This is a genomic window from Hansschlegelia sp., from assembly GCF_035538955.1.
In the GTDB taxonomy this organism is placed as follows: Bacteria; Pseudomonadota; Alphaproteobacteria; order Rhizobiales; family Methylopilaceae; genus Methylopila.
Genome location: NZ_DATLJK010000004.1, coordinates 74655 through 97273 on the forward strand (window position 1 = coordinate 74655; position 22619 = coordinate 97273).

Consider the following 22619-nt stretch of genomic DNA (forward strand, 5'->3'; position numbering starts at 1 on the left):
CCGCTGCGGCGGGGGAGGCGACCTGATGGCGATCCTGAAGCGCGCTCTCATCGTGCTCGGCGTCCTGCTGCTGATCCCAGTGGTCGTCCTGGCGGCGGCCTTCCTCTACCTCACCACCGCGCCTGGCTTGGCTACGGTCGCAAGCCTGACGTCGCGCTATGCGAGCTCGGCCGATGCGAAGATCTCCATCGGCAAGATCGAAGGCTCTTTTCCGACCGATCTGACCGTTCGGGACCTTCGGCTCGCCGATCGCAAAGGCGAGTGGCTCGCCGTCGACCGCGCGCGCATCGTGTGGTCGCCGCTGCAGTTGTTCTCGCGCAAGCTGACCGTCGATCTCGTCGATGTCGGCCATGTCCAGGTCGCGCGGACTCCGGACATTCCGCCGTCCGAGGAGCCTCAAGTCCCCGTCGATCCCAATGCGCCGTTGTTCCCGCAACTGCCGATCGAGATCCGCCTCGGGCGGTTGCTGCTGGCGGACCTCGATCTCGCGCAGCCTGTGATCGGCGCGCCCGCGCGGCTTGCGGCGAGCGCTTCGGCGACGATCCGCCAGCCGTCGGAGGGCGTCGCGGCCGAGTTCGAGGTGCACCGGATCGACGACGCCGCAGGCCAGATCGAAGGCAAGGGAAGGTTTATCCCCGCCAACAATGGCGTCGAGCTCTCGCTCAAGGGCAGCGAGCCGGCCGGCGGCCTGGTGGCGCGGCTCGCCGAAATCCCCGGGCTGCCGCCGGTCAATATCGGCATGCAGGGCTCCGGCACGCTCGACGCGCTGCGCGCGCAACTCGTGCTCATCGCGGGCGATCAGGGGCGGATCGACGGCGCCGCCGAGGTCAGCCGAGAGGGCAGGGCGCGCCGCATCAAGATCGGCCTCAACGGCGACGTGAGCCGCCTCGTGCAGCCCGCTTATGCGCCCCTCGTCGAGGGCACCACGAAGCTTTCGGCGGAGGCGCTCGCGCCCGACGAGGGGCCGATCGAGATCAGCGACGTGACGCTCGACGCGCCGTCGCTCCAGCTCGGCGCGCGCGGAACGGTGGACCCGACGGCTGAGACGATCGCGATCTCCTACGATCTGAAGGCCGGCGAGGTCGGGCGGTTCGGCAGCATGCTCCCGGCGGGCGTCAGCTGGGTTTCGCTTTCGGCAGTGGGCACGGCCAAGGGCCCGCTCGACCATCCCGAGATCAAGGCGACGATCGACGGCGGCGGACTGGCCGCGCCGCAAGGCGGCGCCGAGACGGCGCGGATCGCGCTCACCGCGACTCCTGACGGCCCGCTGACGCAGGACAGCACTCGCGTCGCCGCGGTCGTCGACGCAACCGCCGACGGGGTGAAATTCGCCGACGACCGGCTGTTTACGCTCGGGCGCAGTTTCGCGCTGTCCGCCGATGCGACCACGACCCTGCGGGGCGAGGCCGAGGTCCGCCGCGCCGAGATCAAACTTGCGAACGCCGTCGCCACCTATTCCGGGCAGGTCTCGCCTGAAGCCGCAAAGGGCAAGGCGACCCTGAAGGCGAGCGACCTTTCCACGCTTGCGCCGCTCGTGGGTCGACCACTTGCGGGCGCTGTCGACCTGACGTCGAATTTCGATCTCGCCTACGATCTTTCCCGACTGTCGGCTGACGTCGCCGGCGACGCCAGCGGGCTCAAGACGGGCGTTCCGCAGGTCGACGCGCTGTCCGGCGGTTCTCTCGCGCTGAATGGCGGCGTGACCCGCGGCGCCGACGGCTCTTTTGCGTTCCGCGACCTCCGGGTCAAAGGCGAGCATGTCCGGGTGACGGCGGACGGCTCCGCGACGCAGACGAACGCCGACGCCAGGGCGAAAGCCGAGGTGGACGATCTTGCGTTGGTCGACCCCCGGCTGAGCGGCGCCGCCACGGTCGACGCCACGCTGAGCGGCCGGCTGGAGGATCTCGGCGTCAAGGCGCGGCTCTCTGTGCCGGACGGGCGCGCCATGGACCGCAGGCTGAAGGACCTCGCCTTCGACGTCGGTGCGACCGACGTGACCGATAATCTGCGGGCCACATTCGCTCTTTCGGGCTCGCTCGACGGCAACCCGATGCGGGGCGGCGGAAGGCTGGTGACCGAGGAATCGGGCGTCCGTCGCGTCGAAGCGCTGGACCTCACAGTCGCCTCCGCGAACATCAAGGGCGACGTCGCAGTCGCGCCCAGCGGCCTCGCCACGGGCAAGCTCGCCATCGACGCCGCGGACCTCTCTGACGTAGGTGCCCTAGCGCTGACGGAGCTCGCCGGCAGCCTCAAGGGCGACGTCGCGCTCTCCGCCGAGAACGACGTCCAGCGCATCGCGATCAACGCCACAGGCGCGAACGTCGCAGGCGCCGGCGCCCGGATCGGCCAGCTTCAGATCGCCGCCAATGTGGTCGATCCCGCGGGCAAGATCAGGCTGGACGGGACCGCCGACGCGTCGGGCCTGTCCTATGGCGGCCAGGCGATCGACAAGCTCTCCATCGTGGCCAAAGGCGCGCCGGACGGCATGGACGTGACGCTCGACATGAGCGCGCAGGGCTCGTCGGCTTCCGCCGCGGGTCGGGTGGTCTACGCGCCGACCGAGACCAAGATCGACGTCCCCCGGCTTGATCTCGCGGGCGGCGGCAAGACCGCGTCGCTGAACGCGCCCGCGAAGTTGCGGCTCGTCGGGTCCGACGTGATGATCGACGCGTTCTCGCTGCGGGCGAACGAAGGCGGCGTGCTGAACGTCGCCGGCAAGGCGGGCGGTCAGCTCGACCTCACGGTCGGTCTGCGGGCGCTGCCGCTCGCGCTCGGCAACGCGTTTACGCCGGGGCTCGGGCTCGGCGGCGTGCTCGAAGGCGACGCGCGCGTGACGGGCGCGGCCACTGCGCCGGAGGCGACCTTCAGCCTGAAGGGCCGCGATCTTTCCATCGCGCAGCTGCGCGACGCCAAGGTCCCGCCGCTCGCGCTCGCCACCACGGGCCGCCTCGAGGGCGACAGGGTGGTGACCGACACGAGCGTCAGCGGCGCCGGGGGGCTGAGCGTCACCGCACGGGGCGCCGCGCCATTGGGCGCGGGAGAGCTCGACATGACCGTGGGGCTCCGCAGCGTGCCGCTCGCGCTCGCCAATCTCTACATGCCCGACCTCGCGCTCGGCGGCGTCCTGCAGGGCGACGCGAAAATCGCCGGGCCGCTTTCTGCGCCGCGCGGGACCTACGACGTCAAAGTCGCCAATTTCGTGAGCGGCAGGGCGCAGGGCGTTCCTCCTCTCGCCGTCGCGGCCAAGGGCGCCCTCGAGGGTTCACGCGTGACCACCGACGCCACGATCACCGGCGGGGGCGGGATCAGCGTCACCGCCCAGGGCGTCGCGCCGCTCGGCAAGGGCGAAATCGACATGGCGATCGCGATCCGCGATCTGCCGCTCAAGCTCGCGAACGCCGTGCGGCCCGACCTCGGCCTCGGCGGCGCTCTGCGCGGCGACGTCCGGCTCAGTGGCCCAGTCGACGCGCCGCGCGGCAATTATGACCTCAAGGTCACGGGTCTGACCGCCGCCATGGCGCAGGGGGCGCCCGCCCTGCAGATCACCACGCATGGCGCGCTCGAAGGGCGTCGCCTGACGACCCAGACGACCGTGACCGGCGGCGGCGTAGATCTCTCCGCGCAGGGCGCCGCCCCGATCGGCGACGGCGATCTCGACATGGACGTCGTGATCCGCGCGCTGCCGCTGCAGCTCGCGAGCGCCGTCGCGCCCGATGTCGACGTCAGCGGCACGCTGCGCGGTTCGGCGCATCTGGCGGGGCCGATCGCCGCTCCGAGCGGCAGCTACGACGTCACGGCGGTGGACGTCGCCTCCGGCAAAGCGCGCGGCGTGCCGGCGCTCCGCGTCGCCGCGAAGGGCGCCCTTGCGCCGAAACGCATCACGACCGACGCTGCCATCACGGGCGGCGGCGGCATCGAGGCGACAGTGCAGGGCGCCGCGCCGATCGGCGACGGCGACCTTGACCTTGACGTCGCGCTCCGCGCCTTCCCACTCGCCATCGCCAACGCCTTCGTCCCGGAACTCGGCGTTGCGGGCGCCGCCCAGGGCGAGGCGAAGCTCCTCGGTCCGATCGGCGCGCCGCGCGGAACCTATGCGCTGCGGATCTCGGGCTTGGACGCCACTCTGCTGAAGGGCGCGCCGCCGCTTCAGGTCGACACGCGCGGAACGCTTGAAGGCAAACGCGTCACGACGCAGACGGAGATCACCGGCGGCGGTGGGTTGGACGTCGTCGCGAATGGGTCCGCGCCGCTCGGCGACGGGGACATCGACATGACCGCGTCGATCCGGTCACTCCCGCTCGCGCTCGCGAACAACTTCCGCGCCGATCTCGGGTTGGCTGGACTGCTGCGTGGGGATGCAAAGCTCACCGGCCCGGTTCGGCGGCCTGTCGGAACCTACGATCTGCAGGTCTCGGACCTTGTCTCCGCGCACGCCAAGGGCGTTCCCGCCCTGCAGGTGGCGGCCCGCGGCGAGCTGCGGGGCGAGCGCGTGACGACAGACGCCACCATCACCGGCAAGGGCGGGATCAGCCTCACCGCCAAGGGTTCGGCTCCGCTCGGCGACGGCGAGCTCGACATGGCGGTCACGATCCGCGAGCTGCCGCTCGCGCTTGCGAATAGTTTTCGCCCGGAGCTCGGCCTCGCCGGAACCGTGCGGGGCGACGCGATCGTGAAGGGGCCGGTGACGGCGCCGCGCGGCGACTACGACCTCACCATCGTCGACCTCACCTCCGCCGCCGCCAAGGGCGTGCCGGCGCTGAAGGTCGTCACCAAGGGCGCCCTGGAGGGGCAGCGGGTCACCACCGACACCACGATCACGGGCGGCGGCGGGATCGAGGCGACGGCGCGCGGCTCCGCCCCGATCGGCGAGGGCGACCTGGATATGGACGTCGCCCTGCGCGAGCTGCCGCTTGCGCTCGCCAACGCCTTTGCGCCCAACCTCGGGCTCGCGGGGTCCGTGCGCGGGACCGCCAAAGTGGCGGGCCCGCTGACCGCGCCGCGGGGAACTTACGACCTCGCGGTCGCCGGCCTGAGCTCCGCGCGCGCCAAGGGCGCGCCGCCGCTGCAGATCGCGGCGCGCGGCGAACTGCAGGGCGAGCGGGTCACGACCGATGCCACGGTGACCGGAGAGGGCGGCGTCAACCTCACCGCAAAAGGTTCTGCGCCGCTCGATGGCGCGGGCGCGGTGGACATGGCTCTCGCCGTCAACGACCTGCCGCTGTCGCTCGCCAATGCAGTCTCGCCTGAGCTCGGTCTCGGCGGCAAGCTCAAGGCGAACGCCCGCGTCAGCGGCACGATCGCCGCTCCGCAGGGGACCTACGACCTCGCGGTCACCGACCTCACCGCCGCTCAGGCGCGCGGCGTCGCGCCGCTCCAGGTCGTCGCCAAGGGCGCGCTTGAGGGACAACGTGTGACGACCGACGCCGCCATCACCGGCGGCGGCGGCGTACGCGCGACTGCAAAGGGCGCGATCCCGCTCGGGTCGGGCGACGCCGATCTGGCGATCGACATCGCGCAACTGCCGCTCGCCATCGCCAATGGCTTCATGCCGAGCCTCGGCCTCGGCGGATCGCTCGCAGGCTCTGCGCGTGTGACGGGGCCGCTCACCGCCCCGGGCGGACGCTACGACCTGCGCGTGACCAACCTGACCGCGGCGCAGGCGCGGGGCGTGCCGGCCATGACGGTCGCCGCCAAGGGCGATCTCGCCAATGGCAGGGTGACGACCGACGCGGCGGTGACGGGCGGCGGCGGCCTCCGCCTGACGGCGAACGGCTCGGCGCCGCTCGGCGCCGCGGGCGCGCTCGACGTCACGGTGGCGCTCCGCAGCGTGCCGGTCGCGCTCGCCAATGGCTTTTCACCCGGGCTCGGCGCGCAGGGGACCCTGCAGGGCGACGCCAAGATCGGCGGGACGATCGCCGCGCCCACCGGCAGTTACACGCTTCGGGTCAGCAGCCTCTCGACAGCAGCGACCCGCAGCGCCGGCGTGCCGGCCGCCCAGATCGACGCCAAGGGCCAGCTGCAGGGCGATCGGGTCTCGACCGATGCGGTGGTCACCGCGGCCCGCGGCCTGCGGGTCACCGCGCGCGGAACCGCGCCTCTCGGGGCCGGCAATCTCGATCTCGCGGTCGCCGGCCGCGCGCCGCTGGCCTTCCTCAACGACACGCTGTCCGTCTCGGGCGATCGGATCGACGGGGTCGCGACCTTCGACGTGAAGCTCGCCGGTCCGACCAGCGCGCCGCGCGTCAACGGCGCGGGGCGGCTTGAGAACGCCTCCTACTTCAACCGCGCCGCAGGGCTGCAATTGCGCGGAATGCAGGCTTCCATCGTCGCTGACGGACCGAACATCGACGTCCGGAGCCTGCGCGCCACCACCCGCAACGGCGGCACGATCTCGGGCTCGGGCCGAGTCGCGGTCAATCCCGCGGCTGGCTTCCCCGGCGAAATCAACTTCCAGGCCAGCAATGCTGAGGTGATCGGCACCGACATCGTGACGGCCATCACCGACGCGGATCTCCGCCTGCAGGGCCCACTGGCGCGGCGGCCGGTGGTGCGGGGCACGATCCGCACACGTTCGGTCGAGATTCAGATCCCGGACCGCATCCCGGCCCGTTACACGCCGCTGCCGGACGTCCGTCACAAGGGCGCGCCGCCCGCCGTGCTCCGCCAGTTCAACAGCGTGAACGCCGGCAAGAAGAAGGGCGGCTCCGACGAGGGCTTCCTCGCGACGCTCGACATCGACGTCGAGGCCAACAACCGCATCTTCATCCGCGGCATGGGCATGCAGGCCGAGGCTGGCGGCCAGATCAAGATCACCGGCACCTCCGCCAATCCCGTGCCGGTCGGCGCTTTCCAGCTGCGTCAGGGGCGCAGCCAGATCACCGTCATCGGCCACCGGCTCGATTTCACCCGCGGCGCCGTCTCCTTCGCCGGAGACCTGGATCCCGCGCTGGATTTCCTGGCGGAGACGAAGGCCGGCGACATCACCGCGCAAGTGGTCATCACCGGCACGGCCTCGGCTCCACAGGTCAGCTTCACCTCGAATCCCACCTTGCCGACCGACGAGGTTCTAGCGCGCCTGCTGTTCAACAAGTCATCCGGCGAGCTGTCGCCGACGCAGGCGCTGCAGCTCGCCCAGGCGGTCGCGGAATACAGCGGCGTCGGCGGCGGCGGGACGGGGCCGCTCGAAAGTCTTCGCAAGGGTCTCGGCGTCGACAGTCTCGACCTCGGAGCCGGCCAGGGCGGCGGCTTCGGCGTCGGCGTCAGCCGCTACATCTCCGACAACATCTATCTCGGCTTCCGCACCGGCACGACGCCCGAGGACACCGGCGTCACCGCCGACATCGATCTGACCAAGAACGTCAAGGCGCGCGCCGAAGCAGGCGCGGCCGGCAACGCCTCGGCAGGCGTGGCCGTGCAGTGGGACTACTGACAGGGCAGCGCAGTCCAAGGGACCACATGGCCGCTCGGGACGACCATGTCCGAACTCTGCTCGCCGCGCGGATCGATGTGGCGCGCACGCGGCTGCTCGACAGCCTTGCGCAGCGGACCGAGGAGCTTGCAGCGCTCGTTGAGACGGCCTCCGGCGATGACGCTGCCGCGCAGGCGGCCCGCGACGCGCTCAGGATGGCGCTGCACAACCTCGCCGGAAGCGCTCCGACGATCGGCCTGGCGGTCGTGGGCGCCCGCGCGCGCGACCTCGAAGCGACGCTCGTCGCCGCGCCGACGGGCCCCCTGACCGCGGAATTCGCGCAGCGTCTCCGGCGCGATCTGAGGGCGCTCGCCTCTGTGGCGAGCTGACGCCGAATCAAAACCATTGCGGGCGTCGCCCGAGCCGCTTCAGTATCTGAGGGTGGCCGTTAGCCCCGGGCGACGGCGCAGCGTATCCGTCACGATCGGGGGACGGTCGGGTGTTTCGGCTGGGAAGCCGTGTGATCGTCTGGGTCATCGCCGCGGCGTGGCTGCTGGCAGGCGCGGCGCCGGCGCGCGCGGGCGCTTTCACGCTTCAGGAGGGCGAAGCGAAGCTCTTCGTCTCCGGGCTGCTGACGTCCGGCGACCGCTATTTCGACGGTGGCGGCAAGCTCAGGTCGCGAGGCCGATACCGGAAATACGATCTGCAGGCGTTCGCAGAGTACGGGCTCCGCGATGGCCTCACGATCTTCGGATCCTCAGCGCTGGAGAGGATATCGGCGAAAGACGGAACCAGCTCCACCCGGAAGGGGCTTGGCCGGTCGGAGCTCGGGGCGCGCCTTCGTTTGTTCGAGGCGGACGGCTGGATCGCTTCGGCGCAGGCCTCCGTCACCCTCGCTGGCGCCAAGAAGAGCGAGGGCTTCGCAGCGGTCGGCGAGACGGATGACCAGATCGATCTTCGCGGCCTCGTCGCGCGCAGCTTTGAGGCGTTCGGCCGACCCTGGTTCCTGGACCTGCAGGCCGGCTACCGCACGCGCAGCGGCGATCCTGCGGACGAGCTTCGGTTCGACGCGACGCTCGGCGTCAGGATCGCGCCGCGCTGGCTGATCCTCGCGCAATCGTTCAACACGATCGGTCTTGAGCGATGGAAGGGCCCCTACGCCCTCAGGCAGCGCATCCACAAGCTTCAGGGCGCGGCGCTGTTCGATCTGACGGAGCGGCTGACGGTCTACGGCGCGGTCTTCGCGACCCCGATCGGCAAGGACGCCATGGACGAGCGCGGCGGCTCGGTCGGGATCGGCTACCGGTTTTAAGCCCGCCGCTCCTGAGCGTCTTCGGCGCCCGCGGCCGCGGCTGGCGTGAAGCCTTCGAAGACGATCTGGTCCGCATAAGCGAGCGCCTGCACCTGTTCGTCGGGGTTCGTCACGGTCCATGTCAGCACCGGCAGGCCACGCTCCCGGGCTTCCGCGACGGCTGGCCGCGGCAGATCGTTCCTGTCCCAGGACAAGAAGTGCGGCTTCGTCTTCTTGCGGTGCTTGATATCGCGCGCGCTCGCCCGCTGCCTCGCCGTCAGATGCTTCCACGCCGGGTTATCATCGGCGAAGGCCTCTCCGATGATTCCGCGCGCAAGCTTCGGCGCGACCTCGCGAACCGCCGCTATCGCCCGGGGATTGAACGACTTCACGGCGATCGGCTCGCCCCGTCCGACGACCTGTTCGGCCACCCGCCGGGCGAAATCCGGATCCTTGCGCCAGGGCGCCTTGATCTCGATCACCAGCGCGCCGCGGCCGGCGACGAGCTCGAGGCATTCCGCGAGGGTCCAGAAGCGGTCCGTGGAGCCGAGCAGCTCCAGCTTGCTCAGCTCCGCCAGGGTCGACTCGCTCACACGACCCTTGCGGCCCGTCAGCCTCTCGAGGGTCGCGTCATGGAACACCACGGCCTCGCCGTCAGCGGTTTCTCGCACGTCGATCTCGACAGAGAAGCCCGCGTCCAACGCGCGCGATACGGCCGCCGGAGTGTTTTCGAGCACGCCGAGCGCTGCGTCATGGAGACCGCGGTGAGCGATCGGCGCCGCGATCAGCCAGTCGAGCTTCAAGCTCCGGCTCCTGAGGAGATTTCGATGATGGCCTCGACCTCGACCGCCGCTCCGAGCGGCAGGGCGGCGACCCCGACGGCGGAACGCGCGTGGCGTCCGGCCTCTCCCAGCGCCTCGGCGAGGAAGTCCGAAGCCCCGTTCACCACCTTGGGCTGGTCGTAAAACTCCGGCGTCGAGGCGACGAACCCGGTCAGCTTCACGACGCGGCCGATGCGGTCGAGATCGCCCAGCGCAGCGCGCGCCTGCGCCAGGATGTTCACGGCGCAAAGCTTCGCCGCTTCGCGAGCCTGCTCAACCGTCACGTTCTCGCCCAGCCGCCCCGTGGCCGTCAGCCCGTCGGGACCGAAGGGCAGCTGCCCGGAGACATAAAGGGTCGATCCGCTGATGACGGCCGGCACGTAATTGGCCGCCGGCGCCGGAGCTTCGGGCAGGACCACGCCCAGTTCCGTGAGCCGCGTTTCGATGCGTCCAGCCATCCGTCTCTCCCGCTCGAGGTGGAAAGGACCTATTTCCGCCGCGTCGCGTCGTTATCGACGCGCCGCGTCCGTCGCCTGATTGCGTTTAGATGACGGCGTCGCACAATGAAACGACAACCGAGCGAGACCGTCATTCAGTGATCCAGCTCCGTCGATATTTTGTCGCAGCCGCGGCTCTGGTCGTCCCGCTCGCGGCGGCTCAGTCGGTCCAGGCGGCGGTGACGTTAGCGCCGCACAGGGCGGTTTATGAGCTGAAGCTGCGGGAGACCCGCGGCTCCACCCAGGTCGACCAGGTGAGGGGCCGCATCGTCTACGAGTTCACCGGCAACGCCTGTGAGGGCTACGCGCTCAACTTCCGTCAGGTGACCGAGATCGCGAGCGATGAGGGCGGCACCAATGTCTCGGACCTGCGGTCCGCGACGTGGGAGGACGGCAAGGCGCAGAGCTTCCGGTTCACGGCGCAGAATTTTCTGAATCAGCAGCTGGATCGCGACACCGACGGCCGGGCCGACCGCTCCGGCGGGGCCCTGAAGGTCACGCTGAAGAAGCCGGCGGGCGCCTCCAGCTCGTTCGATCCCAAGACGCTGTTTCCGACGGAGCATCTGGTCAAGATCATCGAGGCCGGCGAGCGCGGCGAGCCGCTGCTCGAGGCGGGGGTCTATGACGGCTCGGAGAATGGCGACAAGAGCTACGACACGCTCAGCGTCGTCGGCGAAGGCAGCGATGCGCCGCCCGCCGTGCTCGAAGCGCCGGCGCGCGTCCAGGAGCTCGCGAAGGCGCGCTACTGGCCGGTGACGGTCAGCTATTTCGAGCGCGGCAAGAAAGCGGATGGCGAGCAGACGCCCGATTATCAGATGAGCTTCGACCTCTATGAGAACGGCGTCAGTCGCGCGCTCCGGATCGACTACGGGGAGTTCGTGCTCGACGGCGAGCTGAAGGAGCTCGAGTTCCTGAAGCCGACCGCCTGTCGGTGACGGTTTATCGTTCGCGCGAGCGCTGCGCGAACGCCCTCTCCACCGCATCGCCCCCGAAGCGCGCGCGCAGGCTTGCGACCGCGCCCTCGATCGCGTCGAGCTTGGCGAGGCGGCCCTCGAGATCAGGCGGGTCCGCCTCCGCGGCGGGCGCCAGATCCGACATCGAGACGCCGATGAGCCGAAAGCTCGCGCCGTTGGCCTCGCGCGCGAGCAGCTCTCGCGCCGCCTCGAAAATCCGGCCGGCGAGTCGGGTCGAGGACGACAGCGCCTGAGCGCGCGTCCGCAGTCGAAAGTCCGCCGTCTTCAATTTCAGCGTGACCGTCCGCCCTGCGATCGCATCGGCGCGCAGGCGACCTGCGACCTTTTCCGAAAGACGCCAAAGATGCGCGGCGAGCGCCTCCGGATCTGTGATGTCCGTCTCGAAGGTGGTCTCGGCCCCGACGCTCTTTCGCTCGCGGTCCGGCCGCACCGGGCGCGAGTCCCGGCCGAAGGCGAGCTGGGACAGCCTCATGCCGTGCTCGCCATAGCGACGCGCCAGCTCGCGCGGCTCGGCCCGCTGTAGATCGCCGATGGTGCGCAGCCCGTCGCGCGTCAGCGTCGCGGCCAAGGCCGGGCCGACGCCCCACAGGAAGCCGACGGGCTTCGGCGCCAGAAAGCTCGGCGCTTCCTCCAGCGACAGCACCGCGAAGCCGCGCGGCTTATCGAGGTCGGAAGCGATCTTCGCCAGGAACTTGTTGGACGCGAGGCCGACCGAGACCGTGATCCCGACCTCGCGCTCGACCTCCTTGGCGAAGCGCGCCAGCACGATGGCGGGCGGCGCATGATGCAGGCGCTCGGTGCCGCCGAGGTCGAGGAACGCCTCGTCGATCGACAGCGGCTCCACGAGCGGCGTCAAAGCCAGCATCTTCGCCCGCACGGCGCGGCCGGCCTCGACATACTTCGCCATGTTCGGCTTGATCACGACGGCGTCGGGGCAGAGCTTCAGCGCCTGGAACATCGGCATGGCCGACTTCACCCCGCTGATGCGCGCGATGTAGCAGGCGGTCGAGACGACGCCGCGCTTGCCGCCGCCGATGATGACGGGCCTGTCGGCGAGCGAAGGGTCGTCGCGCTTCTCGATCGCCGCGAAGAAGGCGTCGCAGTCGACATGGGCGATCGTCATGTCGCCAAGCGCCGGATGGCTCGCGATCCGCGGGCTGCCGCATCGGGCGCAGCGCCGCGCCTCGTCCGCCGGCGCCAAGCAGTCCCGACAGAAGCGCAGCGTCCGGTCGGACATGGCCCGTTAGCCTTCGGCGGCCGGTTCAGTCGACCAACGGCTCGCGGGGGCCGAGCTCGCGCCGCGCGCGCGACACCGCCTCCGGCGGCAGGCCCTCGGCCTCCACGAAGTCGAACAGCAGCCGCTCGTCGGCGAGCACGTAATCGAGCACGGCGGGCAGGAAGGACGTGTCGCGCGCCGCGTCACGGATGGTGCGAGGCTCCAGCCCCGACAAAGCCAGAAACCGCCCCAGCCGCTCCATGTCGCCCGCCAGAAAGCTCAGCGCCTTCGCGCCGATCGCCTCGGCCGGGGGCATTTCGGACGGGCGCTTCAGCATGTTCGTTCGCCTTTTCGCAACGAATGATCTGTAACATTTTTGGAAACAACGAGAGTTCGGCGAAGATCGCCAGGCGGCGTATATTTCCGCCTGGCCGCTCTGGTCCCGGATGGCCTCGGGCCCCGCGAGCGTCCGCGCGGAAGAGCACAGGATCGACATGCCCAAGACCGTCCTGATCGTAGAGGACAACGAGCTCAACATGAAGCTCTTCCACGATCTGCTGGAGGCGCACGGCTACGCGACCATCGAGACCCGCAACGGCATCGAGGCGCTCGATCTCGCCCGCACCCATATGCCCGACCTCATCCTCATGGACATCCAGCTGCCCGAAGTTTCCGGACTGGACGTCACGCGATGGATCAAGGAGGACGAGCGCACCCGCGACATCCCGGTGATCGCCGTGACGGCCTTCGCCATGAAGGGCGACGAGGAGCGAATCCGCGGCGGCGGCTGCGAGGCCTATCTGTCCAAGCCGATCTCGGTGTCGAAGTTCCTCGAGACCGTCCGGCACTTTCTCGGCGAAGACTGAGCCGCCCGGATGACCGCGCGCGTTCTCGTCGTCGACGACATCCCCGCCAACCGCAAGCTCCTCGAGGTCCGGCTGACGGCCGAATATTTCGAGGTCACGACGGCCTCGGACGGCTTCCAGGCGCTGGAGGTCTGCGCGCGCGCCCAGTGCGACATCGTGCTGCTCGACGTCATGATGCCGGGCATGGACGGCTTCGAGGTCTGCCGCCGGCTGAAGACCGACCCGAAGACGCACCACATCCCCGTCATCATCGTCACCGCCCTCGATCAGCCGGCGGACCGCGTCCGCGGACTGGAGGCCGGCGCGGACGACTTCCTGACGAAGCCGGTGGTGGACGTCGCGCTGTTTGCGCGCGTGCGCTCCCTGGCGCGGCTCAAGATGCTCGGGGACGAGTTACGGCTGCGGGCTCAGACCACGCGCGAGATCGGCCTGTCCGACGCGCTGATGGAGGCGGTCAGCGACCCCGGCATGGACGGTCGCGTCCTGCTCGTCGACGACCGCGAAAACTCGTGGAGGCGGATCGCGGCGGCGCTCGCGGCGTCGCAGACGGTCGATGTCGAGACCAGCCCCCAGGAGGCGCTGTTCCGCGCCGCCGAGGGCGACTACGACGTCGTGCTGGTCTCGCTTTCGCTCGACGGCTTCGACGCGCTCAGGCTGTGCGCCCAGCTGCGCTCGCTGGAGCGCACGCGCATGACCCCGGTGGTTCTGATCGCCGGGCCCGACGACAATGCGCGCGTGCTGCGCGGGCTCGAGGTCGGAGTGAACGACTATGTCGTCCGGCCGCTCGATCCGGCCGAACTGACCGCACGGATCCGCACGCAGGTCCGCCGCAAGCGCTATACGGCGCAGCTCCGGTCGAACCTGCAGGCCAGCATGGAGCTCGCGATCACCGACGGCCTCACGGGGCTGCACAATCGCCGCTACATGGAGATGCATCTCCAGAGCCTGCTCGATCAGGCGACGGGGCGCGGTCGGCCGCTGTCGGCGCTCGTGGTCGACATCGATTTCTTCAAGAGCGTCAACGACAGCTACGGTCATGACGCAGGCGACGACGTGCTGCGCGAGTTCTCCCGGCGGCTGAAGGCGAGCGTTCGCGGCATCGATCTCGCCTGCCGTCTCGGCGGCGAGGAATTCGTCGTCATCATGCCCGAGACGGACGCCGCAGTGGCCCAGATCGTGGCCGAGCGAATCCGCTCCAAGACCGCGGCTGCGCCATTCGCGATCTCAGGCGGACAGCGCTCCATCGAGGTCACCGTCTCGATCGGCGTGGCGAGTTTCCTCGGGGCCGAAGACGACGCGGCCGCTCTGCTGAAGCGCGCGGATCTCGCGCTCTACCGCGCCAAGGCGGCCGGCCGGAACCGCGTGGTCGCTGACGCGGCCTGACCTCAAACGAAAAAGGCGCCCCGGAGGGCGCCTCGATCTGGACCAGGAGACCAGGTTACTTGACCTTGGTTTCCTTGAAGTCGACGTGCTTGCGCGCGACCGGATCGTACTTCTTCAGCACCATCTTCTCGGTCTTGGTGCGCGAGTTCTTGCTGGTCACGTAGAAGAAGCCGGTGTCGGCCGTGCTCAGCAGCTTGATCTTGATGTTGGCGGCTTTCGCCATGACGGAACCTCGAGCGGGCGGGCGCGAAGCGCCGCAGTCTGGAATTCGAGCGAGCGCGCAACCTACTCACGCGCGGGCGCCTGTCAAGCCGCGCAGGGAAAATCCCGCGCGTCTCCGGCTCAGACCGAGAAGCTGGTTCCGCAGCCGCAGGAGGAGGTGGCGTTCGGATTGACGATCTTGAACGCCGCGCCGATCAGCTCGTCCACGAAATCGATCTCGGAACCCGCCAGATAGGGCAGGGAGATCGGGTCGATCAGAACGGTCGCGCCCGCGCGGGAGATCACGAGATCGTCCTGCTGGGCCTGCGTGTCGAAGCCGAAATCATACTGGAAGCCGGAGCACCCGCCGCCGAGGACGCTGACGCGCAGCATCGTGTTCGGCGGCTCCTGGGCGAGGATCTCGCGGATACGCCCGGCTGCGCGCTCGGTGACGTTGACGGGGGCGACTGTGTCGATGCTCATGGGCTATCGCGACATTCGATCGATTTGGGCGGGGGCCATTGCCGCGCCTTCCGCCAGAGAGGTAAGCACGCCTCGTCGCGTGGTCAACGCGGCGCGACAGCCGACCCGGAGGGCGCGTGGACGTCACCAGCTGGATTCTGCGGCCGCGCGCGCCTTATGCGGCCGATCCGAGGCTGAGCCAAGGCCGGGCGGTTCCGCAACCGCCGAGCGCCACCCGCACCGAATTCCAGCGCGACCGCGACCGGGTGCTGCACTCGACCGCGTTCCGGCGGCTGAAACACAAGACGCAGGTCTTCATCTACCACGAAGGGGACCACTTCCGGACGCGGCTCACCCATACGCTCGAAGTCGCCCAGATCGCGCGTTCGATCGCCCGCGCGCTCGGGCTCGACGAGGATCTCGCGGAGACGGTGGCGCTTGCGCACGATCTCGGCCACGCGCCGTTCGGCCATGCGGGCGAGCGGGCGCTCGACGCGCGGATGGCCGCCTATGGCGGCTTTGATCACAACGCGCAGTCGCTGCGGGTCCTGACGCGGCTCGAGCGGCGCTACGCGGAGTTCGACGGGCTGAACCTCACCTATGAGGCGCTGGAGGGCGTGGCGAAGCACAACGGCCCACTGGTCGGCCATGAGCTGACGCCGGCGATCGTGGAGGTCGCGGGGCGCTCCGGCGTTCCGCTCCAAGGCCATGCCAGCGCCGAGGCCCAGGCGGCCGCGATCGCTGACGACATCGCCTATGATGCCCACGACGTCGACGATGGGCTGCGTGCAGGTCTGTTCCGGCTGGACGAGCTCCGCGAGGACCCGATGCTCGCCGATATTCTCGCCGAGGTGGACGCGCGCTATCCCGGGCTCGATGACGATCGGCGCGGCCATGAAACCGTGCGCCGCGTGATCACCCGGCTTGTCGAGGATGCGATCTCCGAGAGCGCCCGCCGCATCGAAGCGCTTGCGCCGGCCGATCTCGAGGAGGTGCGCGCCGCCCCGCAGGCGCTGATCGGCTTCTCGCCCGCGATGGCGGAGGCGGAACGCGGGGTGAAGCGGCTGCTGACGGCGCGCATGTACCGGCACGCTCATGTCGACCGGGTGATGTCGGCGGCGGCGGGCGTGCTGTCGGACCTGTTCGACCGCTATTTTGCCGATCCGGAGGCGCTTCCCGCCGAATGGGCGCGCGAGGCCGGCCGTGGCGGCGAGACCAGCCATGCGCGTGCGGTCGCGGACTTCATCGCCGGCATGACGGATCGCTATGCGCTGACCGAGCACCGCCGTCTGTTTGACGCGACCCCGGAATTGCGTTAGCCGCCGGGCCTCCCTGGCATCCGGAAAGCCCATGAACGTCTTCGCCGACTTCGCCGCGCGCCTGCGCTCGATCCTCGAGGCGCTCGCCGCCGAGGGCGCGATCGCGCGTCTTCCGGAGCTCTCGCGCATCGTCGTCGAGCCTCCGCGCGACCCGAGCCACGGCGACATGGCGACCAACGCCGCCATGGTTCTGGCCAAGGATCTCGGGCTGAAGCCGCGCGATCTCGCCGGCGTCATCGCCGACAAGCTGCAGAACGACCCCGACGTGGCGGCCGTCAGCGTGGCGGGGCCGGGCTTCGTGAACGCCACGATGACCCAGGACTTCTGGCGCCGCGCGCTCGAAGGCGCGCTCGCGGCCGGCGTGGACTACGGCAAGCCGGCGAAGGCGAGCCCCGCCAAGGTCAATGTCGAATACGTCTCCGCCAATCCGACCGGCCCGATGCATGTCGGGCACTGCCGCGGCGCCGTGTTCGGCGACTCGCTCGCGAACCTGCTCGTTTTCGCGGGCGACGAGGTGACCCGCGAATATTACGTCAACGACGCCGGGGCGCAGGTCGACGTGCTCGCGCGCTCCGCCTTCCTGCGCTACCGCGAGGCCCTCGGCGAGGACATCGGCGCGATCCCGGAGGGGCTTTACCCGGGAGACTATCTGAAGCCCGTCGGCACGGGCCTGGTGGATCTCTACGGCGCTTCGCTGCGCGAGATGGCGGAGGACGAATGGCTTCCGATCGTCCGCGAAGCCGCGATCTCGGCGATGATGGAAATGATCCGGGAGGATCTCGCGAGCCTCGGCATCGTGCACGAGGTGTTCTTCTCCGAGCGCACGCTGCATGGGCCCGACGGACCGATCGTTCGCGCCGTCGAGGATCTGCGCGCGCAGGGGCTCGTCTACGAGGGCAGGCTGCCGCCGCCCAAGGGCCAGCTTCCTGAAGATTGGGAAGACCGGGAGCAGACGCTGTTCCGCTCGGCCGACTTCGGCGACGACATCGACCGGCCGCTGATGAAGTCGGACGGCTCCTACACCTATTTCGCGGCCGACGTGGCGTATTTCCGGGCGAAGTACCAGCGCGGCTTCGAGGAGATGGTTTTCGTCCTCGGCGCCGATCACGGCGGCTATGTGAAGCGCCTTGAGGCCGTCGGTCGGGCGCTTTCAGGCGGCGCCGCCCGGGTGACCGTCGAGCTCTGCCAGCTCGTGCGGCTGTTCCGCGCCGGCGAGCCGGTGCGGATGTCGAAGCGGGCCGGGGACTTCGTCACGCTGCGGGACGTGGTCGACGAGGTCGGGCGGGACGCGGTGCGATTCATGATGCTGTTCCGCTCGAACGACGCCGTGTTGGATTTCGACTTCGCCAAGGTCACCGAGCAGTCGCGCGACAATCCGGTGTTCTACGTTCAGTACGCTCACGCCCGCGCCCAATCGATCCTCAGGAACGGGCTGGCGATGCACGGGGAGAGCGCCACTGCGGACCTGTCGCTGCTGAGCGATCCGGGCGAGCAGACGCTGATCAAGCGCATCGCGGCGTGGCCGCGGGCGGTGGAGCAGGCGGCGGCGGCGCGGCAGCCGCACAGGATCGCGTTCTTCCTCCACGACCTCGCGAGCGAGTTCCATGCCCATTGGAACAGGGGCAAGGATTCGCCGGATTTACGCTTCATTATGGAAAACAATGCATTGTTGTCCCATGCTCGCCTGGCCTTGGTGAGGGCCCTCGTGTTGGTCCTCGCGTCGGGCCTTGGTATTCTGGGGGTCGCGGCTCCTGACGAGATGCGGTGATGCGTCCGACGCCGAAAAATTCGGCGCACCGGGCGCAGCCGCTCTTACGGAAGGCGCGCGGAGGCCGGTGAAATGCAAAACCAAGCTGTAAGGCGCGGCGGCGCCGCGGGCGCGCGGAACGACGAGTTCAGCGTGTATGACGACTACGAACTGCGCGCCGGCCAGCATTATGATCAGGCCGGGCGTCCGCAGGCGGCGGACGATCAGCAGGGATATCCCGATCAGGAGCCGATCTACGACCCGCGCGCCTATGCGCCCAATCCTGACGAGCCCTACGGCTACGACCAGGACGGCAATCCGCTCTACTACGAGTACGAGCCGGAGCAGCGGCAGCTCGGCGCCGGCCGCAGCGGACTGATGATGGTCGGCGCCGTTCTCGCGGTCGCGCTCGTCGGCGGCCTCGGCGTCGTGGGCTACAAGATGCTCGGCTCACGCGGCGCGAGCGGCGAGGCGCCGCTGATCAAGGCGGACACCGAGCCGGTCAAGACGGTTCCCGAGAAGTCCGAGACGGCGCATCAGCCGACCAAGGCGGTTTACGACCGGGTCGACGCGGGCGGCCAGGCAAACTCCAAGGTCGTTTCCCGCGAGGAAGAGCCGGTCGATCTTCCGGCCCCGTCGGCCGCGCCGAGAAACGAGGGCGCACGCATCATCCTGCCGCAGGCCACCGCCTCGGCGGAGCGGACCGCGCCGTCGACGGCCGGCGAGGGGCCGCGCAAGGTCAAGACCATGACGATCCGCCCTGACGGCTCCATGGCCGAGGCGCCGGCTGCGCCCGCTGCGCCGGCGGCTCCCGCCGCGCCGGCCGCGCAGCCCGCGCAGCCTGTCGACCCGATCGCCGAGGCGGCGCGGACCGGCGAGGCGCCGCGCAGCGATTTCGACGACGGCATCATGGCGGAAGGTTCGCAGCAGCCGACGGAGCCGCGCGTGGCCGCCGCGCCCAAGCCGGCGCCGGCCGCCGCTCCGAAGCCCGCTCCCAAACCTGCCGCGCCGGCTCGCTCCGAGCCCGAACAGGTCGCGGCCGTCGCTCCGCGCGCGCCCGCTCCGACGCCGTCGCCCGCCCGGACGACCGCGGGCGGTTACGTCGTCCAGGTGAGTTCGCAACGCTCGGAGGATGAGGCCCGCTCCGCCTTCGCGGCGCTGCAGAAGCGGTTCCCGCAGGTGCTCGGGAGCTACCAGGCCTCCATCCAGACGGCGACCGTCGGCGATCGCGGCACCTACTACCGGGTCCGCGTTGGGCCGTTCGGCAGCAGCACCGACGCTTCGACGGTGTGCAACAATCTGCGCGCCGCCGGCGGCGACTGCGTGGTCGCGCGCAACTAAGGCCTCGGCCGACCGAGACGCCGCGCGGAGCAGGGCTTCCGCGCGGCTCGCTCCTTACAGCCCCTCCCTCGGCTCGGCTTCATGGCGACCCGCGCATTCATCTCAGGCTGCCACGGAGTCGCGCTCACGCCAGAGGAGCGTGGCTTCTTCCGCGAGGCCGAGCCCTGGGGCCTCATCCTGTTTGGCCGCAACATCGCGTCGGCCGATCAGGTCCGGAGCCTCTGCGCTGACTTCCGGGAGGCCGTCGGCCGCGCCGACGCTCCGGTGCTGATCGACCAGGAAGGCGGGCGCGTCCAGCGCATCCGGCCGCCGCTCGCCTCCATCCACCCGCCGGCCGCCTCCTATGGCCGGCTCTACGGCGACGACCGTCAGGCTGCGCTCGCGGCCGCGCGCCTGGGCGCCGAGCTTCTCGGGGCCGAACTCGCCGCGTTGGGCGTGACCGTGGACTGCCTTCCCGTGCTCGACCTTCCGGCGCAGGGCATGACGGACGCGATCGGCGACCGCGCCTATGCGGCCGACGCCGAGGCGATCGCCGATCTCGGGCGCGCCGTGATCGACGGCCTTCTCGCCGGCGGGGCGCTGCCGGTGGTCAAGCACATGCCCGGGCATGGCCGCGCCACCGTCGACAGTCACTTCCACCTGCCGCGCGTCGCGGCCGATCGCGAGACGCTGGAGGCGACCGATTTCCGCCCGTTCCGGGCGCTTGCGGACGCGCCGCTCGGCATGACCGGCCACATCGTGTTCGAGGCGATCGACCCCGACCGGCCGGCGACGCTGTCGCCGATCATCATCGGCGACGTCATCCGCGGCCATATCGGCTTCGACGGCCTGCTGATGACCGACGACCTCTCCATGAAGGCGCTTTCCGAGGGGGTCGGCTGTTCGGCGGCGAAGGCGCTCGCCGCCGGCTGCGACGTCGCCTTGCATTGCAACGGCGTGATGAGTGAAATGGTCGAGGTCGCGGCGGCGGCGCCGCGGCTCGAGGGACGTTCGGCCGAAAGGGCCGCCAAGGCGCTCGCCCTGTTGCGGCCGCGGCCGGAGGTCGACGTCGCGGCGCTCGCGGCGGCGCGCGACGGGCTGCTCGAACGCTCAAGCGCCTGACGCCGCCGGAGGCGCGGCCTTGGCAGAAACCACCCGCGAGACGTTAGGCGCATTCGAGGCCGATGAGCGGCCCGAGGCGTCGGCCGCCTTCGTCGTCGACCTGGAGGGCTTCGAAGGGCCGCTCGACCTGCTGCTCGACCTCGCGCGTCGGCAGAAGGTCGATCTGGCGCGGATCTCCATCCTCGAGCTTGCCGAACAGTATCTTGCCTTTGTCGAGATCGCGCGCGCGGAGCGTCTCGATCTTGCGGCCGACTACCTCGTGATGGCCGCCTGGCTCGCCTACCTAAAGTCCCGGCTGCTTGCGCCCGACGCGCCCGCCGATGAGGAGGAGCCACCGGCCTCGATGGTCGCCGCAGCGCTTGCGTTCAGGCTGCGCAGGCTTGAGGCGATGCGGGCCGCAGGCCATGCGCTGTTCGACCGTCCGCTGCTCGACCGCGACGTGTTCGCGCGCGGCGAGCCGCCCGCGCAGGCGGAACAGGCGCCGCCGCGGTGGACCGCGACTCTCTACGATCTTCTCAGCGCTTACGCCCGACAGCGCACCCGCAATCTCAAGACCGCAGTCACGGTCGAGCGGCGCCCGACATGGACGCTGGCGGAAGCCAGAGCCGCTCTGGAGCGGCTGGTGGGACGCTCCGCCGACTGGTCCCGCCTCGATACGCTGCTGTTGCGCTACATGAGCCCGGAGATGCGCGCCTCAGTGCTGGCCGCCGGCTTCGGCGCATCGCTTGAGCTCGCCCGCGAGGGTCGGGTGGAACTCCGGCAGCATCGCGCCTTTGGGCCGCTCTTCGTGCGCAGCGGGGCGCCGCTCGCGCTGGCGCCGAGGGAGGAGGAGTGACGGATCGCGGCGACGCACCTCCGCTGCCGCTGGAAGGCCTCGACGGCCGGCTCACGGCCGACGAGCGGGCGCGGCTCGACCTGCTCCATCGGAACATCGTGGAGGCGGTGCTGTTCGCGTCTCCGACGCCCGTGGAGGAGGCCGCGCTCGCCGCAAGACTGCCGCCCGGCGCCGATCTCCGGCTCGTGCTGAGAGCGCTCGTCGAGGATTATGCCGCCCGCGGCGTCAATTTGCGGCGCGTGGGCTCTGGCTGGGCGTTCCGCACCGCGCCCGACGTCGCCGCCGCCGTCGTCACGGGCGCGCGGGAGACCAGGAAGCTCTCCCGGGCCGCGATCGAGACGCTCGCGATCATCGCCTATCACCAGCCCGCCACCCGGGCGGAGATCGAGGAGATCCGCGGCGTCGCCACCTCGCGCGGCACGCTCGAGACGCTGCTCGAGGCGGGCTTCATACGGCTGCGGGGGCGGCGGCGATCGCCGGGCCGACCGGTGACCTTCGGCACGACGCCGGCGTTTCTCGACCATTTCGGGCTGGAGCAGGTGTCGGACCTGCCCGGCTTGTCCGAGCTCAAGGCTGCGGGACTGCTTGACGCCCGCCTCCCGCCGGGCCTCGACCTGTCGCCGCCGAGCGACCAAGACGGGCTGCGCGAGGACGAGGATCCACTTGACGACGAGGATGCGTTCGAGGCGGCGCTTGGCCCGGAGCGTCACGAGAGCGAGCCTTCGCAGGAAGGCTGAGAGCCTCTAGCTCTCTCGTCTAGCGCCTGACGGCGGCGTGAAGCCACAACTGCCGGAAGTCCTTGTGTTTCCGACTCCCCGGACCTAGGTTCCGGTCATGTCGGACGGGTCTCCGTCGCGCGCCGGGCCGCTGCGACCGCTCCTCCGGCTGATCGAAAGGAATCGTCATGAGCCTCACGCACTGGCTGGTCGTCGGCGTTCTCGTGCTGCTGCTGTTCGGCGGCCGCGGGAAGATCTCCGACATCATGGGCGACATGGCCAAGGGCATCAAAAGCTTCAAGAAGGGCCTTTCGGAAGAGGACGAGGTCGCCGAGGGCATGTCCCAGCAGCGGGGCGCCCAGACGATCGAGCACCGCGCCGATCCGCAGGTTCGCCCGACCGTCGGCAGCGTCGACGGCCGCCAGTCGTAACCCGCAGGCT

General features: G+C 70.1%; 19 protein-coding genes. 13 read left to right on the forward strand and 6 right to left on the reverse strand.

Features of this window, described 5'->3' with window-relative positions:
* Positions 1-25 precede the first annotated feature (25 nt).
* From VM780_RS01795 to VM780_RS01805, 3 genes are all read left to right on the forward strand, one after another.
* Positions 26-7429 carry a translocation/assembly module TamB domain-containing protein gene (locus VM780_RS01795; RefSeq protein ID WP_325444504.1) on the forward strand — a complete coding sequence of 2468 codons (7404 nt, stop codon included), beginning with the start codon at positions 26-28 and terminating at the stop codon, positions 7427-7429.
* A gap of 26 nt (positions 7430-7455) precedes the next feature.
* Positions 7456-7797: an Hpt domain-containing protein gene (locus VM780_RS01800; RefSeq protein WP_325444506.1), complete on the forward strand. Its 342-nt coding sequence runs from the start codon at positions 7456-7458 to the stop codon at positions 7795-7797.
* A 131-nt stretch (positions 7798-7928) separates the two neighbouring features.
* A complete protein-coding gene (locus VM780_RS01805) occupies positions 7929-8720 on the forward strand; it encodes a hypothetical protein (RefSeq protein WP_325444508.1) in 792 nt (263 codons plus the stop codon).
* On the opposite strand, the gene VM780_RS01810 is transcribed toward VM780_RS01805, so the two are convergent.
* Both VM780_RS01810 and VM780_RS01815 read right to left on the reverse strand, forming a co-directional pair.
* Complete coding sequence (locus VM780_RS01810) at positions 8717-9502, reverse strand: glycerophosphodiester phosphodiesterase family protein (protein ID WP_325444510.1); 786 nt, start codon at positions 9500-9502, stop codon at positions 8717-8719. The genes VM780_RS01805 and VM780_RS01810 overlap by 4 nt on opposite strands.
* Positions 9499-9978 (reverse strand): RidA family protein, encoded by a 480-nt coding sequence (locus VM780_RS01815; RefSeq protein ID WP_325444512.1) that lies wholly within the window; start codon positions 9976-9978, stop codon positions 9499-9501. Before VM780_RS01815 ends, VM780_RS01810 begins: the two co-directional genes overlap by 4 nt.
* 137 nt (positions 9979-10115) lie before the next feature.
* Here VM780_RS01815 and VM780_RS01820 point away from each other — a divergent pair, with 137 nt between their 5' ends.
* Entirely contained in the window at positions 10116-10952 is an 837-nt protein-coding gene (locus VM780_RS01820) for a cell envelope integrity EipB family protein (RefSeq protein ID WP_325444514.1), read from the forward strand.
* A gap of 4 nt (positions 10953-10956) precedes the next feature.
* Here VM780_RS01820 and VM780_RS01825 read toward each other — a convergent pair whose 3' ends face one another.
* Both VM780_RS01825 and VM780_RS01830 read right to left on the reverse strand, forming a co-directional pair.
* A complete protein-coding gene (locus VM780_RS01825; RefSeq protein WP_325444516.1) occupies positions 10957-12228 on the reverse strand; it encodes a DNA polymerase IV in 1272 nt (423 codons plus the stop codon).
* Positions 12229-12253: 25 nt separating this feature from the next.
* Positions 12254-12544 (reverse strand): DUF3572 domain-containing protein, encoded by a 291-nt coding sequence (locus VM780_RS01830; protein ID WP_325444518.1) that lies wholly within the window; start codon positions 12542-12544, stop codon positions 12254-12256.
* A gap of 157 nt (positions 12545-12701) precedes the next feature.
* On the opposite strand from VM780_RS01830, the gene VM780_RS01835 reads away from it, so the two are divergent.
* Positions 12702-13073 (forward strand): response regulator, encoded by a 372-nt coding sequence (locus tag VM780_RS01835; RefSeq protein ID WP_325444520.1) that lies wholly within the window; start codon positions 12702-12704, stop codon positions 13071-13073.
* A gap of 9 nt (positions 13074-13082) precedes the next feature.
* Positions 13083-14456, forward strand: a complete 1374-nt coding sequence (locus VM780_RS01840) for a PleD family two-component system response regulator (RefSeq protein ID WP_325444522.1) — start codon at positions 13083-13085, stop codon at positions 14454-14456.
* A gap of 55 nt (positions 14457-14511) precedes the next feature.
* On the opposite strand, the gene rpmG is transcribed toward VM780_RS01840, so the two are convergent.
* Positions 14512-14679: a 50S ribosomal protein L33 gene (gene rpmG, locus VM780_RS01845; protein WP_271169780.1), complete on the reverse strand. Its 168-nt coding sequence runs from the start codon at positions 14677-14679 to the stop codon at positions 14512-14514.
* 119 nt (positions 14680-14798) lie between these two features.
* Complete coding sequence (erpA, locus tag VM780_RS01850) at positions 14799-15140, reverse strand: iron-sulfur cluster insertion protein ErpA (protein ID WP_325444526.1); 342 nt, start codon at positions 15138-15140, stop codon at positions 14799-14801.
* Positions 15141-15256: 116 nt separating this feature from the next.
* On the opposite strand from erpA, the gene VM780_RS01855 reads away from it, so the two are divergent.
* From VM780_RS01855 to VM780_RS01885, 7 genes are all read left to right on the forward strand, one after another.
* Positions 15257-16438, forward strand: coding sequence for a deoxyguanosinetriphosphate triphosphohydrolase (locus VM780_RS01855; protein ID WP_325444528.1), 1182 nt, complete (start codon positions 15257-15259; stop codon positions 16436-16438).
* A gap of 31 nt (positions 16439-16469) precedes the next feature.
* The gene (gene argS, locus VM780_RS01860) at positions 16470-18206 is read left to right on the forward strand and encodes an arginine--tRNA ligase (RefSeq protein ID WP_325444530.1); all 1737 of its coding nucleotides are present in this window, start codon (positions 16470-16472) and stop codon (positions 18204-18206) included.
* 72 nt (positions 18207-18278) lie between these two features.
* On the forward strand, positions 18279-19526 hold the full coding sequence (locus tag VM780_RS01865) for an SPOR domain-containing protein (protein ID WP_325444532.1): 1248 nt from the start codon (positions 18279-18281) through the stop codon (positions 19524-19526).
* Positions 19527-19607: 81 nt separating this feature from the next.
* Positions 19608-20627, forward strand: a complete 1020-nt coding sequence (gene nagZ, locus VM780_RS01870) for a beta-N-acetylhexosaminidase (protein ID WP_325444534.1) — start codon at positions 19608-19610, stop codon at positions 20625-20627.
* Between the two features lie 19 nt (positions 20628-20646).
* Positions 20647-21462, forward strand: a complete 816-nt coding sequence (locus VM780_RS01875) for a segregation and condensation protein A (RefSeq protein WP_414652764.1) — start codon at positions 20647-20649, stop codon at positions 21460-21462.
* Positions 21459-22199, forward strand: a complete 741-nt coding sequence (gene scpB / locus VM780_RS01880) for an SMC-Scp complex subunit ScpB (protein WP_325444536.1) — start codon at positions 21459-21461, stop codon at positions 22197-22199. Before VM780_RS01875 ends, scpB begins: the two co-directional genes overlap by 4 nt.
* A 167-nt stretch (positions 22200-22366) precedes the next feature.
* Positions 22367-22609, forward strand: a complete 243-nt coding sequence (locus VM780_RS01885; RefSeq protein WP_325444538.1) for a twin-arginine translocase TatA/TatE family subunit — start codon at positions 22367-22369, stop codon at positions 22607-22609.
* The last annotated feature ends 10 nt before the right edge of the window (positions 22610-22619 follow it).